Here is a 15497-nt window from a genome sequence, read left to right as displayed (position 1 = left end):
GATAGGAGAACCGGCATGAAACTCAAGGACAAGGTCGCCGTCGTCACCGGCGGCGCGCAAGGCATCGGAGCGGCCATCGTGCGCGGCTTCGTCGCCGAAGGCGCTCATGTCGTCATCGCCGATATGGCGATCGACAAGGCGGACGCGCTGGCGCAGGAACTGGGCGGCAAGGCTTCCACTGTCCGGCTCGACGTGCGCGATCTCGCCTCGATCGAGGCGATGGTCGACCAGGTGACAAGGACGCATGGCGGCATCGACATCCTTGTCAACAATGCCGCCGTCTTCGACATGGGGCCGCTGCTGGAAATCTCTGAGAAGAGCTTCGACCTGCAATTCTCGGTCAATGTGAAGGGCCTGCTGTTCACGCTGCAGGCGGTGGCAAGGCGCATGGTCGCGCAGGGGCGCCGCGGCAAGATCATCAACATGGCTTCACAGGCAGGACGGCGCGGCGAGGCGCTGGTCGCCGTCTACTGCGCGACGAAGGCCTCCGTGATCAGCATCACCCAGTCGGCTGGCCTTGCGCTCATCAAGCACGGCATCAACGTCAACGGCATCGCGCCGGGCGTAGTCGACACGCCGATGTGGGATCAGGTCGACGCGCTGTTCGCGCGCTACGAGAACCTGCCAATCGGCGAGAAGAAGCGGCAGGTCGGGCTGGCAGTGCCGGCGGGGCGCATGGGCGATCCCGACGACTACCGAGGCGCGGCCATCTTCCTGGCGTCGAGCGATGCCGACTATGTCGTGGCGCAGACGCTCAATGTCGACGGCGGCAACTGGATGAGCTGATCAACTCGCCGCCGTATCAGTGCCAATCGCGCGCGTGGTTGAGATGTGCGTCGGTGAGGCCGTTGCGGAAGAAGCGCTGGTAGTAGCCGACATCGACGTGATGTACCTGCAGCCAGATGCCCGGCACGTGAATGGCATCGCAATGCGCCGGGAAGCGGCCGTGCGTCTCGTAGATGTAGGTGCAGATGTCGCTCACGCAGTCGATGACGTCCGGTGTGTAGATCGCCGCCTCGTTGAGATATCGGTGGCCGTAGTCGCCTTTGTAGATTTGGGCAAACAGCTTCTCGTCCGAGTAAAGGCCGTTCTTGCCGAACTTCGCCCCGACCACTTCGGCAACAGCGTCAGCCATCGAGTCGTAGAAAGGCGGCGACATGCCCTTGATCAGATGCTCGCCCTTGAAACGCAGGCCGATCGGGTTGCTGCGCAGGTTGGAGTATTTGGGCAGCGGTATGTGCCAGCGCAGCAGGTCCATCAGGCGCCAGCGCGGCACCGCCACGTCGAAGCCGAGCATGGCGCCATAGGTCTTCGAGAATTTCGGATCGCCGAGCAGCACCGGCGGGCTGATCGAACCGTGGATCCAGGCGCCAAGCCCCATGGCGTCGGCGACGAGGAAGACGTTCTGCAGCAAGAGATCGGCCTCGATCTGCGTGCGCAGCGAGCCGATGGCGCCGAGCGGGATCTTCAGGTCCTTGTTGAGGAAGCCGTTCTTGACCCAGCGCTTGACGCCGGCCGAGCGATAGAAATTGCGGTCATCGACGATGTGAGGCCGCGCCCCGTCGGGCTGGGTCAGCAAGTACATCATGCCGTTGATGTACTGGCGCGACAGATCGACGACCGGCAGCAGGATGGTGGTGCCCGGCAGGTTCGAGAGAAAACGGTTGGAATCGAGATAGGCCGGAAAGTCGCGCTGGCCTTCGGCGACGTCGAGCCGCCTGTCGAGGATCTTAACCTTGGCTTCGCGCGCTCGCTCCAACAGCCGCTCTGGCGTGAAAGCTGTGTCGCCGTCGGCGGGCGGCACAAGCTTGCGCAGGAAATAGGTGCCGCTGTCATTGATCAGGAAAAAGTGCGTGCCTTGCGCATTGTCGGGGCTGCCCGCGGTGCGGCCGGCCATGGTGAGGTTGGGCTTGGCCATCACCGGCTTCTTGGTCGCCGGGTCCTCGAAGGGCCGGTCGGGCATGGTGAGGCCGGTGCAGCCAGTCATGGCGATCAGCACCGCTTCCTCGAGCTCGGACAGCGGCTCGCGCGGCTCTTGCGACTCGTAGCTCATGCTGCCGGCGAGCACCGAGCTACCCTGGCTGACGCGATGCGTGCGTCGGCGGAAGATCGTCTCGACGAGCGGCCGCTTCAAAAGCACACCGAGCCCCGAGGCAATGCTGCCGTTCGCGGCCAGGGCCGGCTTGAGCGGCGCCGTCATGGCTTCGCTCCCGCCATGGCAGGATCCGTGCTTGCCGGCACGATCGGCCGCCACGGCGCGAAGGCGCTCTGCGTCCTCGGCAGCACCGAGGCGAGGTCGGGGCAGTGGCGCAGGATGAGGCTGGTCATGCCGTTGTTGGCGATCCAGTCGATGCCGAAAGGCGAGTAGATCTCCGGCCTGTAGTCGACGGTGAGGAATCGGTCGCTCTGCAGCCGGCGCGACGCCATCAGGATGAAGATGCGGAAGGCGGTGTCGCTGAAGCCGAAGCCCGCCGGCGCCGGCTCTGAGAGCAGGCCGACCACGGTATCGATCTTGTCGACGTCACCGTAGATCTGCTTGAGCAGCCGCGCGTCCTCGGGGCTCGCCGTAACCTCCTCGAAGCTCCTGATGCGCGGCCGGTGCAGGCCGGCGCGAAAATCATTGTAGCGCGGCACGCCGCGCCGCCTGGTGCGCACGATGTCGACCACAGAGAGATCGATGATCTCGTTGTCGCGCTCAAGCTTCAGCAGCGACCTTGGGAAGTTGTGCAAGGCGATGGCGCCCGGATGCGCGACGCCGAAGGAATAGAGCGTGTTGCGCAGGCCGAAGCAGCGCATGATGTCGTCGGCGTTGGCGCCCTGGATATCGAGGAAGCCTTTCTCGGCGATCTTCTCGCCGGACCGGTGGTGGTAGAAGCAATAGTCGTCCGGCAGGAGCGGATGCATGCGGTAGACGGTGGTGAAATCCTCGGTCAGCGAATAGGGCGCGGCGTGGTGGTCCGGCATCGTCTTCGGGATGCCGGTCGACGCATGCTCGTCGAGCAGCCACAGGCCGAATTTGGTCACCCAGTCATTGGCGGGCGGGCCGTTCCAGTTGCTGGACAAGCCGACCTCGATCGCCCGTGTGGCGAGGATCGCCGGCGTCCATTCCACGGTGTGGATCTTGGCGATGAGCGCCGAGACGATAAGGCGCGCGGTCTGATAGATGCGCTCGTCGTCCCAGTTCCTGTAGCGGAGGCGCAATTCGTCACAGAGCAGATTGTGCTCGCGCGCGAACAGCGTGTGCATGGCGCTGAGGCCGAGCCACCAGCTCTCGTTGAAGCCGGTGACCTCGAAGCCCTTGATGTCGACCGGCAGGTGGTTGTCGACCAGCCTGATCTTGGCGCCTTCGCGCAGCATATTCGCCTTGGCGCTGTTCGGACCATAGACTTCCGATCCGTCCCACCAGTGCGAGGCGGCGTTGCTGAAATAGACCGGCGGCCAGCCGGGGCCCCGGTCCAGCGCCTGGTTGCCGGCAATGCGCATTATCTCTTCCGGTTTGCCGCCGACTGAATTCGTCCACTTCATGCCGGGAGGCAGCGGCACCACGATGTCGTTCTTGCCGAGCGGATTGCGGGCATGGTTCACCCAGTCATGCACTTGGAACTGGATCCAGGCTGCGGCAAGGATATTGAGCGAGCGCGCCGGGATGAAGGTCTCGCGATGCAGCAACTGTTCGGCGACGACGACCGGGTTCGGCGTGTCGAAGAGATCGGGCGCGTAGGCCGGTGTCAGGTTGCGGCCGAATGTTGCGCCGACAGCGCCCATCTTCGGCGCCGAGAGGTCGTTGTAGGTGCCGTCATAAGTGCGGGTCTGCCGCACCACCTCGGGGATCGGCGCCTGCGGCTCTGGCCGCGCCTGCGGCGGCTCCTCGACAACTTCCGTACCGATCAGGTTCTTCTGCCGCAGCACATAGCGGAAGGCGTCAAGATTGAGCAGGCTGAGGCGAAGCGGCAGCTTGTGCCATTCGATGCGGCGATTGATGACGATGAAGGCCTGGCGCGCGATGGCGCCCAGCACACGGTTGCGCAGCGGCGCCTCGGCGCGCCAGCGATAGGCCAGGCGATGCGCGGCACTCGCGTCATAGACGACCTTGCGCGCCCGGTTCAGATTGCCGAGCGGTCGGAATTCGTCGGTCGTGTTCCACGGGTTGAAGGCAAGCTCGTCGATCACCCTGGTGTTGGTGAAGGCTTCGGCGGTGCCGGCCGAGGGCTGGGTGATGGTGAGCTCAGCCACCTTGATCGGCGGCGAGACAGTTTCGCTCCACTCGACCGCGGTGTCCTCGATCGGCGTCGAGCGCTCGTCGATGAAGGGCTGGACGCAGAGCTCAAAACGGATGTCGCCATTTGCCAGCCGCGCGGCGAATTCGTTCGACAGGTAACTTGCATCCGTGGTGGACGGATCCGGCGCGGGCGCGGTGCTCGGCACCGGCCGCAGTAGGTAGCGGACAGCAAGCGTCTCGCCCCAGCGTATGGCGCCGCGGCTCCAGAACGTCTCCAGCGCGACGCTGCGCACTTTGCGATTGCGGCCCTTTGAGACGTTCTTCAGCATGCGGCCCACTTCAGCCGGACCGAAGCGGACCGCGAGGCTGGCAAGCCCGACGATTCTGCCGATCGTGCCGCCGGCGGTCGCCTTGGCGAAGGCGACGAACTGCCTGGCATCGCGGGCATGCGAAACCGGGAAGTTGGTTGCTAAAAGATCGTGCTGCTCCTTGTCCGAAACCTTGACGCGCAGCGCCACGCCGCGCAGGTCGGGCTTGTAGTCGGCCTGGCCAGAACCGTTCGCGTTGGAAAAGCGCACGATCGCGGGATAGGCCTTGCCGGGCTGGGCGAAGCCGGCGCGAAAGTCGGCCGGAAGGTCTTCATTGAAGCGCAGCGTCGCGTCGATCGAGGCGAAGATCGGCTTGGCGTGGAAGGCGCGCTGGATGCCTGCGGCCTTGGAGCGCCGCCTGGTCTTGAGCTGGACATGCATCATGTCCTGCGCCAGCTTCTCGAATAGCAGCCGCTCATCCTCCGCGGAGCCTTGCGGTATCTCGCGCCAACTCACTGTTGCTTGCATGCCAGCCTGCATCAACACGATGTGCCTCCGGATCAGTCAGAGCGGATGCGTTCCGCGATCATTTCGGCGACGCCCGCGACCACGCCCTCGGGCGAGGCGCTGTAGTGCGGTAGCGCCAGCCGTGTGATGTGGGCGTCGATGACTGCGGGCTTGCCGAGCGCCAGCGCCTCGTCGAGCGCGGCTTCGAATTCGTCCAGTGTCTCGACTCGATAGCCCTTCGCGCCGCAGGATTGGGCGAAGCCGACGTAGTCGGGATTGTCGAAATCGACCAGCCCGTATTCGTGATAGGACTGCAGCTGGTAGAGCTTGATCAGCTGGAACTCGGCATTGTTGAAGACGATCCAGATCACCGGGATGTCGTACTGGACGGCGGTGAGCAGCTCGAAGCCCGAAAGCAGGTAGCAGCCATCGCCGCAGCCGACGATCACCGTACGGTCGGGATGCGCGAGCTTGACGCCGAGCGCGCCGTTGACATTGCCGGCCATCGGGCCGAAGCCGCCGGGCTTGCGGAAATTCTGGCCCGGCGCGATCTGCAGATAGTAGCCGAGCCAGGCAAGGTGCGCGCCGGCATCGGCAAGCACGATGGCATTGTCCGGCAGGCGTTTCGACAGCGATTGCGCCATCTGGCCGGGATGGATCTTGCCGGTGAGATGGAGGATGTGCTCATCGCTGTAATCGGTCGCTTCGCGGTCCGCCGGGACGCTCGGTTCGAGCATGTCCGACATCTTGTTGAGGAGGGTGCCGACCGCCAGCTTCGCGTCGGCGATGACGGCGCCGTCCGCCTTGTAGACCTTGTCGATCTCGCCGCTGTCGATGTTGATGTGGAGGAGCTTGCGGTCCGCGAACAGGTCGTCGCGGAAACCGAAGGTCGCATGCTGGGCAAAGGAATTGCCGACAGCGAGAACGAGGTCGGCATCGAGAAAAGCCTCCCAGGCGGCGCTGTGGCCGCTGTCGCAGAAGACGCCGGCGCACAGCGGATGGCGCTCGGAAATGATGCCCTTGCCGTCGAGCGTGGTGGCGAAGGGTATCCGGTAGCGCTCAATGAGCTGCTTCAGCTCGTGGCCGGCGCCGCTCTTCACCGCGCCGAAGCCGATCAGCGCCAGGACCTTCTTGCCTTTTTCTAGCGCGTCCACGAGCGTTTCAGCCACATCCCGCACCCGCGCTGGGTCCGGCAGGACAGGCTTCACCTGAAGCTCGATCGGGCGGAAATTGTCGACCGAGACGCCGTGATCGGTGAGGTCTTCCGGCACGTGGATATGCACGGGGCCCGGCCGGCCTTCGAAAGCGATGTTGACGGCTTCTTCCAGCACATCGCAGGTTTTCGCGGCATCGGTGAGCAGGAAGGATTTCTTCGTCGTCGCGGCGAACATCGCCTGCGAGTTCGGCGTGCGGCTGACGCCTGAGGTCTCGTTCAGCGCGCCCTTGCCGGTCCATTTGCGCGAGGCGAAGCCTGAAATGGCGAGCACCGGATAGGAATCCGACATCGCGACCGCGAGGCCGGAGAACAGGTTGAAGGCGCCGGGCCCGGCGGTGGCAAAACAGACACCGAGTTGGCCGGAGAACATGGCATAGCCGCAGGCCATGAAGGAGGCGGCCTGCTCGTGCCGGGTGATCACCGGCCGTATCGACTTGGAATGTTTCAGCGCCAGCATCAGTCCGGCGGCATTCTCGCCCGCGCCACCGAACGCGGCGCCGACGCCGATCCCTTCCAGCCCTTTGACGATTGCCTCGTAGACCCTCATCGGCAACGCCCCCATTGCCCTCGCGGCCCGGCGGTCGAAGCGGCCGCGATACCGGCCAGCCGGCGTGGGCTAAAGTATTTTCAATGAAATCAAACAGACCATGCACAGTCTGTCCTTCGATCCGGGCGTTGACTGTGAAGCAGCTAACATTCGTGGAAAAGTGAGGCGAAGCTCAAGGTTAATAAACCAAGTATTTCTGAAGTGCGTAGTTGCTTGCGCCTTAGGAGAAGCGCGCGGCGGCGAAATCGGCGGCCAGCGGATTCCCCCGTCCGGCGATGAAGCCGGCGACCCAACGGGCCGTTACCGCTGCCAGCGTCAGCCCGAGATGACCGTGGCCGAAGGCATGGATCACGTCCGGTGACTTGGCCGAGGGCCCGATGACCGGTCGCGAATCCGGCAACGAGGACCTGAAGCCCAGCCATTGCGAGGAGGGTTTGCCCGGGTTTGGGAAGAACTGCCGCACGCCGCGATCGAGCAGCGCCAGCCGGCGCGGATTGGGCGGAGCGGCAAGTCCGCCGAGCTCGACGGTGCCGGCGACCCGCAGCCGGCCCGCCATCGGCGTCATGTAGAAGCCGAGATCGACGGGGCAGACAGGACGCGTCAGCAAGGGCGTCTCGGTTGGAAATTCCAGGTGATAGCCGCGCTCCGTTTCCAGCGGGATCCTGTCGCCGGCCAGCGCGGCGAGCGGGCGCGAGAAGGCGCCGGCCGCGATGACGGCCTTCCTGGCGATGGCGGCGAAGCCAGGACCGCTCAGCCGGACGCCGCCGCGGTTGGCTTCGAGGCCGGTGACCTTTGCCTGGCACAGGACGACACCACGCGCGCTTGCTGCGTCGAACAGCCGGCGCATCACTTGCGATGGATCGGTGACGTTCAGCGACTCCGGGAAATACAGGCCGCCACCCGCGACGGCGGGCAGGTTGGGCTCGAGCGCTGCGACCTCTTTGGGCGTCAGCACCTGCTGATGGACGCCGAAGCTGGCGCGCACGTCCCGGCTGGAAGCGGAGCCTGTCAAATCCGCCTCTCGGCGATAGAGGTAGAGGCAGCCGTTGCGGCGCAGAAGGTCGGTGACCTTGGCTTCGCAAGCCATTTCTTCCCAGGCGGGCAGGGCCTCGGTAAGCAGGCCGGCGAGGGCGGCCGCGTTGGCCCGGGTCGCCGCCGGCAGCGACTGGCGAACGAAGCGCGTGAGCCAAGGGGCCAGCTGGAAAAGTGCCGTCCAGCGCAGCGAAAACGGGCTGTCCGGATCGAACAGAAGTTTCGGCAGGGCGCGCAGCACGGCGGGCGTGCCGACCGGCATGCAGGCATATTCGGCGAGCGTTCCGGCGTTGCCGAACGAGGCGCCCGAGCCGGGTTCGTTCGGGTCGATGAGCATGACCTCGAGGCCCTCGGCCGCCAGCCGCAAAGCCGTCGCCAGCCCGACTACGCCGGCGCCTACGACGGCAATCTCGATGCTGTCAGAAGTTGGCACTTGTCGCTCCTAGACGAAGCCGGGCAATTGCAGATGGCCCGCCGACAGGAGCTCGGCCATGGTGCTGAGCGCCGTACGCAGATCGTCCTGCGAGCGCGCGGCGCCGACATTGATGCGCACGCCGTGCTGGACCGGCTCGCGGCCGACGGCGAAGGCATCTCCCGGCAGCACGGCGACGCCGCGTTCCAGGCAGGTGCGGGCAAAGCCCGCGCCGCGCCAGGGCTCGGGCAGGCGCAGCCAGGCATGGGTCGATGTCGGGTGCGCCTGGATGTCGAAGCGGCCGAGGATGTCGCCCAGGATCGCCTGGCGTTGGCGCAGCTCCTGTTTCTGGATGTCGATGATGCGGGCGGCAGCGCCTTCCTCGATCAGCCTGGCGCCGATCAGCGCCGTCAGCGGACTGATGCTCCAGCAGTTGATGCGCAGGGCCGCGGCTACCTGGCCGGCGATCGGGCGTGGGGCAATGACGAAGCCGAGGCGCAGGCCGGGCGCCAGGCATTTCGACAGCGCGCCGAGATGGATCGTAAGCTCGGGTTCGAGACTGGCGAAGGACGGCGGCGGATCGTCGGCAAGCGGGCGATAGACATCGTCCTCGATGATCAGCACGTTGTGCCGCCGGGCGACCGCGGCAAGCTCGTGCCGGCGCTCCTCGCTCAGCGTGATCGTCGTCGGATTGTGCAGCGTCGGCACCAGGAAGACCGCGCGCGGACGCAGTTGCGCGCAGGCTGCGTCGAAGGCGTCGGGACGCATGCCGCCGCGATCCATGGCGACGCCCCTGAGGTCCAGTCCATGCACGCGGCAAAGCGCGTTGATGCCCTGGTAAGTGATCTCGTCGGCCAGCACGACCTCACCCTGCCTGGTCACCGCGCCGAGCACGCCGTCCAGCCCGTGCTGGGCGCCGGCGGCGAGCACCACCCGGCCGGGGTCGCCGTCGCCGGCGACGGGTTTCAGCCAGTCGGCGACCGCCGCGCGGCCCCACAGCGGGCCTTCCGGCGGGTGATAGTCCTGCAGCGCGGCATAGTGCTTGTCCTTCGGCAGGCGCGGCAGCAGTGCCGCGACCGCGTCGAGATAGGCCGACGTTGGGGGACGATTGACGGACAGATCGATGATGCCGGTTTCGTCGCTCGGCGCCGAGACGAAGCCAGGCCGCTCCGCCTGTTCGCGGGCGGCCACGGTCGTTCCCCGACCAGGCCGTGCTTCGAGCAGCCCACGCTCCTGCAGCGTCGACAGGGCACGCGTCACGGTGGTGACGTTGATGCCTAGCGCACGCGCAATCTCACGCTGTGGCGGCAGCCTTTCGCCGACGGCCAGACTGCCCGTGGCGATGCGCTCGGCGATCGCGTCGGCGAGACGGCGATAGACCGGATTTTCATCCTCGGTAAGGCGAAGGTCTTGGAGCATGCGGACAGGATTCGGCTACGTCGTTGTCAGCATCTAGCATAAGACATTGTCCCGGACAACACCGATTGTGTGATCATACATCGGGCCTAAGGAGCGCAAGACTATCACACAATCGTCGCAAAAACACGCTTGACGACCAAACTTGTATGCATCTATGGTCGAATTTAGATCAATTGTGTGAGCATACAAGTTTGGACGGCCAACTGAACGCTGGCTGACTCCGACGGGATGGAGACATGCATCACAAGCCGCGCATTATTTTAGCCTGTTGCCTATCCGGCGCGCTTTGGGGTTGGGCACGATGAGCGCCGGTCAGGCCGCTCTGTCGGCATCCCCCGCGCTCGCCCCCAGCCCGGGCTTCGTCGAGTTCAACGAGGTCGAGAAGTCCTATGACGGGCGGACATTCGCGGTGACGCGGATGAACCTCACCGTCGCACGCGGCGAGTTCCTGACGCTGCTCGGGCCTTCCGGCTCGGGCAAGACGACGACGCTCAACATGCTTGCCGGCTTCGAGCGGCCGACCCATGGGACGATCACGCTGGAGGGGCAGGCGGTCGACCGGTTGCCGCCGTACCAGCGCAACATCGGCATGGTGTTCCAGAACTACGCGCTGTTCCCGCATATGAGCGTGGCCGACAATGTCGGCTTTCCGCTTTCGGTGCGGCAGATGAGCAAGGCCGACATCGCGGCGCGAGTGGGGCGCGCACTCGACATGGTGCGGCTGAAGCAGTTCAGCGACCGCCGGCCGACTCAGCTTTCCGGCGGGCAGCAGCAGCGGGTCGCGCTGGCGCGGGCGCTGGTGTTCGAGCCGCGCCTGGTGCTGATGGACGAGCCGCTCGGCGCGCTCGACAAGAAACTGCGCGAGCATATGCAGCTCGAGATCAAGCAGATCCACACCATGCTCGGCGTCACCATCGTCTACGTCACGCACGACCAGAGCGAGGCGCTGACGATGTCGGACCGGGTCGCGGTCTTCAACAATGGCGCCATCGCCCAGCTCGGTTCGCCGGACGATCTCTACAACACGCCGCAAAGCTCCTTGGTGGCGAGCTTCATCGGCGAGAACAACACGCTGGAAGGCGTGGTCGACCGCGTTTCGGGTCAGGAATGCCGGGTCCGGCTGAACGGCGGCGGCGAGATCACCGCTTTGGCCATCGGCGTCGCGCAAGGTTCCGCCTGCCATGTTGCCGTGCGGCCCGAACGGCTGAGCCTTTCGGCATCTGCCAATGGCGGCAATTCGCTGCCGGCCACGGTCGACGGCCGGATCTATCTCGGCGATCACCTGCGCCTTTTGGCCAGGCTCGCCAACGACCAGGTGCTGACCGTCAAGGTCGGCCCCGAAGCGACGATGGCAAACGGCGAGACCGTGACGGTTTCCTGCGCGCCCAATGATTGCCGCGCCTTTCCGGCCGATGCCGGGACGGGCGGCGCCATTCCAAAACAGGGGAAATGACATGAAACATGTGAGGAAGAATTTGCTCGCGCTCGCGGCCGCCACCGCTTGCATGACGATCGGTCACGCGGCTTTCGCCGACGAGCTCTCCATAATGGCGAGCGGCGGCGCCTGGCAGGACGCGCAGCGCAAGGCCTGGTTCGAGCCGTTCAGCAAGGAGACAGGCGTCAAGATCCTCGAGCAGGAATATCTCGGCGATCTGGGCAAGGTGAAGGCCATGGTCGACACCGGCAACGTGCCGATCGACCTGGTGACGGTGGAGACCGCAACCGTGCTGCAGGGCTGCGACGCCGGCATCCTCGAGCGCCTCGACTATTCCAAGATCGGTCCGCGCGACAAATTCATCGAGGGCTCGGCGCTGGATTGCGGAGTCGGCCTCGATGCTTACGGGGATATCCTCGCCTATGATCCGACCGTGCTGAAGGACGCGCCGACCTCGGTGCTCGACCTCTTCGACACGACGAAATTCCCGGGCAAGCGCGCCATGCGTAAATTCCCGGCGCAGAATCTCGAATGGGCGCTGATGGCCGACGGCGTGGCGCCGGCCGACATCTACAAGGTGCTGGCGACGCCGGAAGGCGTCGACCGCGCCTTCAAGAAGCTCGACACGATCAAGAAGGACATCGTCTGGTGGGATGCCGGCGCGCAGCCGGCGCAACTTCTCGCTTCCAAGGAAGTGGTGATGACCACCGCTTGGAACGGCCGTATCCAGAACGCGATCGATACCGACGGCAAGCCATTCAAGATCGTTTGGAACAACCAGATCCTCGAATACGACATGATCGCCATTCCGAAGGGCGCCAAGAGCCCGGACCTCGCCTACAAATACCTCGCCTATATCAGCGAGCCGAAGAACAACGCCAAGCTCGCCAGCTACATCACCTACGGGCCGGTGCGCACCGACGCGGCATCCTTCGTCGCGCCAGATGCGCTGCCGAAGCTGCCCAACGCTCCGGACCATCTGAGCGGCGCCTACCTGGTTGCCGACACCGAGTTCTGGGGCGACTATGGCGAGGATCTCGTCAAGCGCTTCAACGCCTGGCTTGCCCAGTAGGCGGCCGGGCAGGCGACGATGTCGGCTCTCCAGCCCAGCGACCTCGACCGGCCCGCGCTGGCCCGCGGCCGGTCAGCAGCCGCCGATACGGATCTGAAGTCCGTGTCGGCGGCGCTCCGCCGCGCCGAGTTCGGCGATCGGCTGCGCTCCCTGGCGCTGGCCGCGCCGCTGCTCGTGCTTCTGGCGCTGAGCTTCGGCATTCCGATCGTGCTGCTGCTCTCGCGTGCCGTCTACGATCCGACGATCGCCGAGGCTTTGCCCAAGACGACCGCGGCGCTCGCCGACTGGAACGGCCAGGGCCAACCCGGCGACGCGGCACTCGCAGCCCTTGCCGCCGACCTCAGTGACAACCAGGCCAAGGGCACTGCCTACGAACTCGCCAAGAGCATCAACGCCCGGCTGCCGGGCGCGCGCAGCCAGGTGCTCAAGACCGTGCGCAAGCTGGAGAACGCGGGCGGCCAGCCGCCGCTCGACATCATGAAATCGGTGCCGTTTTGGACGGCGCCCGGCACGTGGCCGGCAATCGCCAGCGGCACGCACCGGCTGACCTCGTTTTATCTGCTCAGCGCGCTCGACCTGCGCTGGAACGCCGATGGCGGCATCGAGCGGGTGCCGCCGGAACAGGCGATCTTCCTGCAGGTGTTCATGCGCACCTTCTTCGTCGCGGCGGCGGTGACGCTTGCAACGCTGCTGCTCGGCTTCCCGCTCGCCTATCTGATTTCCAGCGTGCCGAAGGGACTGGCCGCTATCCTCATCGTCGCGGTGCTTTTGCCATTCTGGACATCGATCCTGGTCCGCACCGCGGCATGGACGGTGCTGCTGCAGAAATTCGGCCTGGTCAACGACCTGTTGCTTTGGCTCGGCGTCGGCAGCGACCGGCTCGACCTGATGTACAGCCGCATGGGGTTGATCATCGCCATGACCCATATCCAGCTGCCCTTCACGCTGTTGCCGATCTACAGCGTCATGCGCACGATCCAGCCCTCGCAGATGAAGGCGGCCTATTCGCTCGGGGCACGGCCCTTCACCGCCTTCCGGCGCGTCTATCTTCCGCAGGTGTTCCCCGGTGTCATGGCCGGCTGCCTGCTCACCTTCATCCTGTGCCTCGGCTACTACATCACGCCGGCGCTGATCGGCGGCGCCAGCGACCAGCTGATCAGCAATTTCATCGCCAACTACGTCAATGTCGAGCTGAACTGGGAGATGGCGGCGGCGCTGAGCTTCATCCTGCTCGTCTTCACGCTGGCGCTGTTCGGGATCTTCGCCCGTATCCTCGGCTTTGACCGTCTGAAGCTGGTGTAGCCATGCTCCTGTCTCCTTACCCGACCGCCGGCGAACGCATCCGCATCACGTTGCTGTGGATATGGTGCGGGCTGGTCATCCTCTTCCTGCTGGTGCCGATCCTGATCCCGGTGCCGCTTTCCTTCAACAGCGGCGCCTTCTTCATCTTCCCGCTCGAGGGTATATCGACGCGCTGGTACGAGGTGGTACTCGGCACGCAGCGCTGGCAATCGGCGATCGGCAACAGCCTGATCGTCGCCTTCGGCACGACCTTCATTGCCACCGTGCTCGGCACACTGACGGCGATCGCGCTCTCCGACGAGAAATTCCCGGGACGGCGCATCGTCATGCCGCTGTTGCTCTCGCCGCTGATCGTGCCGGTGGTGATCACGGCCGTCGGCTCGTATCTGTTCTACGCGCGGATCGGACTTGCCAGCACCTATGCCGGCATCATCCTGGCGCATACGGCTTTGGCCAGCCCGTTTGTCGTTGTGACGGTGGCCGCAAGCCTTACCGGCTTCGACCGCAACCTGATGCGCGCCGCCGCGATCTCTGGTGCCAAGCCGCTGACCGCATTCTTCCGGGTCATGCTGCCGCTGATCCTGCCCGGCGTGCTTTCAGGCGCTGCCTTTGCCTTCGTCACTTCCTTTGACGAAGTGGTGGTGGTGCAGTTCCTCGCCAGCGCCAGCCAACGCACCATGCCGCTCGAAATGTTCATCGGCCTGCGCGAGAAGCTCAGTCCCGCCATCACCGCGGCGGCGACGTTGATGATGGCGCTCTCCATTCTGCTGCTGCTTGTCGCCAACATTCTTTCGCGGCGCGGCCGGAAGGCCCCCGTCTAGATTAGCAGAGCGGTCTTGCGAGCGCCCGGCGCGCCTTACACTCCGCCACATGCTGCTGATTGAGAGGAACGATCTCGCGGCTGACGCATTTTGCTTCCCATCAACAGTTTTGAGGGAATCCATGCGCATTGCCCATGTCGCGCCGCTCTATGAATCCGTCCCCCCGAGATTCTACGGCGGCACCGAGCGCATCGTCTTCTATCTCACCGAAGCTCTGGTGGAACTGGGGCACGATGTGACGCTGTTCGCGAGCGGCGACAGCGAGACCTCGGCGCGGCTGGTGCCCGGCCGCGATCAGGCGATTCGCCTCGATCCGCGGCCGAAGAAATCAGAGATCGCGGCGCATCTGGCGATGCTTGCCGATGTGCGGGAGCGGGCCGGCGAGTTCGATGTCATCCACTTCCATCTCAGCCATTTCGCGCATTTCCCGTTTTTCGAGCACATGGCGGAACGAACGGTGACGACGCCGCATGGCAGGCTCGACTATGTCGACCTGGCGCCGGCCTACAAGCGCTTCCCGCGCTTTCCGATGATCTCCATCTCGCACAGCCAAAAGCGGGGATTGCCTGATGCAAACTGGCTGGCGACGATCCATCACGGGATTCCGCTCGATGCCTATCCTCCGGCCTATGAAAAGCGCGCCGGAGAACCCTATCTGGCCTTCCTCGGGCGCCTTTCGCGCGACAAGAGGCCGGACCGTGCGATCGAGATCGCGCGCCGGTCCGGGCTGAAGCTGAAGCTGGCGGCCAAGATCGGCGACGACGACCGCGGCTATTTCCATGACGAGATCGAGACGCTCATCGACGGCGACCGCATCGACTATGTCGGCGAGATCGCGGAAGACGAGAAGGCGGCCTTTCTCGGCAACGCCGCGGGCCTCCTCTTCCCCATCGATTGGCCGGAGCCGTTCGGCCTCGCCCCGATCGAGGCCATGGCTTGCGGCACGCCGGTCATCGCCTGGAATTGCGGCGCCTTGCCGGAAATCATCGACCAGGGCGTGACGGGTTTCGTCGTCGATACGGTCGAAGATGCGGCCGCAGCGGTGCCCGCCCTTGTCAAGCTCGACAGGCGGCAGGTGAGGGCGGTCTTCGAAAAGCGGTTTTCGGTCGCCAGGATGGCGCGCGACTACCTTGCCGCCTATGCGCGACTGATCGGTGCCCATGCGGCGAAGGCTTCCTGAAATTGCTGCTGTGGGGGCGCAACTGAC

The 15497-nt window shown here is 65.1% G+C and carries 11 protein-coding genes; 6 read left to right on the top strand and 5 right to left on the bottom strand.

Features of this window, described 5'->3' with window-relative positions; genetic code table 11:
• Nucleotides 1-15: 15 nt before the first annotated feature.
• Complete coding sequence (locus EN853_RS16560; RefSeq protein WP_127860864.1) at nucleotides 16-786, top strand: L-iditol 2-dehydrogenase; 771 nt, start codon at nucleotides 16-18, stop codon at nucleotides 784-786.
• A 16-nt stretch (nucleotides 787-802) separates the two neighbouring features.
• Here the strand turns inward: EN853_RS16560 and EN853_RS16555 are convergent, their stop codons facing one another.
• The 5 genes from EN853_RS16555 to EN853_RS16535 all read right to left on the bottom strand — a co-directional run bounded on the left by EN853_RS16555 (nucleotide 803) and on the right by EN853_RS16535 (nucleotide 9660).
• Nucleotides 803-2200: a hypothetical protein gene (locus EN853_RS16555; protein ID WP_127860865.1), complete on the bottom strand. Its 1398-nt coding sequence runs from the start codon at nucleotides 2198-2200 to the stop codon at nucleotides 803-805.
• Nucleotides 2197-5055: a peroxidase family protein gene (locus EN853_RS16550; RefSeq protein ID WP_245517047.1), complete on the bottom strand. Its 2859-nt coding sequence runs from the start codon at nucleotides 5053-5055 to the stop codon at nucleotides 2197-2199. The genes EN853_RS16555 and EN853_RS16550 overlap by 4 nt, the downstream gene beginning before the upstream one ends.
• Before the next feature lie 32 nt (nucleotides 5056-5087).
• The gene (locus EN853_RS16545) at nucleotides 5088-6797 is read right to left on the bottom strand and encodes a thiamine pyrophosphate-binding protein (protein WP_127860866.1); all 1710 of its coding nucleotides are present in this window, start codon (nucleotides 6795-6797) and stop codon (nucleotides 5088-5090) included.
• A 220-nt stretch (nucleotides 6798-7017) separates the two neighbouring features.
• On the bottom strand, nucleotides 7018-8262 hold the full coding sequence (locus EN853_RS16540) for an FAD-dependent oxidoreductase (protein ID WP_127860867.1): 1245 nt from the start codon (nucleotides 8260-8262) through the stop codon (nucleotides 7018-7020).
• 9 nt (nucleotides 8263-8271) lie between these two features.
• Nucleotides 8272-9660 carry a PLP-dependent aminotransferase family protein gene (locus tag EN853_RS16535; RefSeq protein ID WP_127860868.1) on the bottom strand — a complete coding sequence of 463 codons (1389 nt, stop codon included), beginning with the start codon at nucleotides 9658-9660 and terminating at the stop codon, nucleotides 8272-8274.
• Nucleotides 9661-9961: 301 nt separating this feature from the next.
• Here EN853_RS16535 and EN853_RS16530 point away from each other — a divergent pair, with 301 nt between their 5' ends.
• The 5 genes from EN853_RS16530 (at nucleotide 9962) to EN853_RS16510 (ending at nucleotide 15470) form a co-directional block, all read left to right on the top strand.
• Nucleotides 9962-11113: an ABC transporter ATP-binding protein gene (locus EN853_RS16530; RefSeq protein ID WP_127860869.1), complete on the top strand. Its 1152-nt coding sequence runs from the start codon at nucleotides 9962-9964 to the stop codon at nucleotides 11111-11113.
• A gap of 1 nt (nucleotide 11114) precedes the next feature.
• A complete protein-coding gene (locus EN853_RS16525; protein ID WP_127860870.1) occupies nucleotides 11115-12167 on the top strand; it encodes an ABC transporter substrate-binding protein in 1053 nt (350 codons plus the stop codon).
• 18 nt (nucleotides 12168-12185) lie between these two features.
• Nucleotides 12186-13469, top strand: a complete 1284-nt coding sequence (locus tag EN853_RS16520) for an ABC transporter permease (protein WP_127860871.1) — start codon at nucleotides 12186-12188, stop codon at nucleotides 13467-13469.
• 2 nt (nucleotides 13470-13471) lie between these two features.
• Nucleotides 13472-14290 carry an ABC transporter permease gene (locus EN853_RS16515; protein ID WP_127860872.1) on the top strand — a complete coding sequence of 273 codons (819 nt, stop codon included), beginning with the start codon at nucleotides 13472-13474 and terminating at the stop codon, nucleotides 14288-14290.
• A 121-nt stretch (nucleotides 14291-14411) separates the two neighbouring features.
• Nucleotides 14412-15470 carry a glycosyltransferase family 4 protein gene (locus tag EN853_RS16510; RefSeq protein WP_127860873.1) on the top strand — a complete coding sequence of 353 codons (1059 nt, stop codon included), beginning with the start codon at nucleotides 14412-14414 and terminating at the stop codon, nucleotides 15468-15470.
• The last annotated feature ends 27 nt before the right edge of the window (nucleotides 15471-15497 follow it).

It is taken from the genome of Mesorhizobium sp. M1C.F.Ca.ET.210.01.1.1, from assembly GCF_004791585.1.
GTDB lineage: Bacteria > Pseudomonadota > Alphaproteobacteria > Rhizobiales > Rhizobiaceae > Mesorhizobium.
This window is presented reverse-complemented; position numbering and strand designations above follow the sequence as displayed.

Bases quoted from the DNA above. Each gene is read 5' to 3' on its own strand.
- EN853_RS16530 (WP_127860869.1), top strand. From the start codon at position 9,962: ATGAGCGCCGGTCAGGCCGCTCTGTCGGCATCCCCCGCGCTCGCCCCC.
- EN853_RS16515 (WP_127860872.1), top strand. From the start codon at position 13,472: ATGCTCCTGTCTCCTTACCCGACCGCCGGCGAACGCATCCGCATCACG.
- EN853_RS16510 (WP_127860873.1), top strand. From the start codon at position 14,412: ATGCGCATTGCCCATGTCGCGCCGCTCTATGAATCCGTCCCCCCGAGA.
- EN853_RS16555 (WP_127860865.1), bottom strand. From the start codon at position 2,200: ATGACGGCGCCGCTCAAGCCGGCCCTGGCCGCGAACGGCAGCATTGCC.
- EN853_RS16550 (WP_245517047.1), bottom strand. From the start codon at position 5,055: ATGCAAGCAACAGTGAGTTGGCGCGAGATACCGCAAGGCTCCGCGGAG.
- EN853_RS16535 (WP_127860868.1), bottom strand. From the start codon at position 9,660: ATGCTCCAAGACCTTCGCCTTACCGAGGATGAAAATCCGGTCTATCGC.
- EN853_RS16520 (WP_127860871.1), top strand. From the start codon at position 12,186: ATGTCGGCTCTCCAGCCCAGCGACCTCGACCGGCCCGCGCTGGCCCGC.
- EN853_RS16545 (WP_127860866.1), bottom strand. From the start codon at position 6,797: ATGAGGGTCTACGAGGCAATCGTCAAAGGGCTGGAAGGGATCGGCGTC.
- EN853_RS16560 (WP_127860864.1), top strand. From the start codon at position 16: ATGAAACTCAAGGACAAGGTCGCCGTCGTCACCGGCGGCGCGCAAGGC.
- EN853_RS16525 (WP_127860870.1), top strand. From the start codon at position 11,115: ATGAAACATGTGAGGAAGAATTTGCTCGCGCTCGCGGCCGCCACCGCT.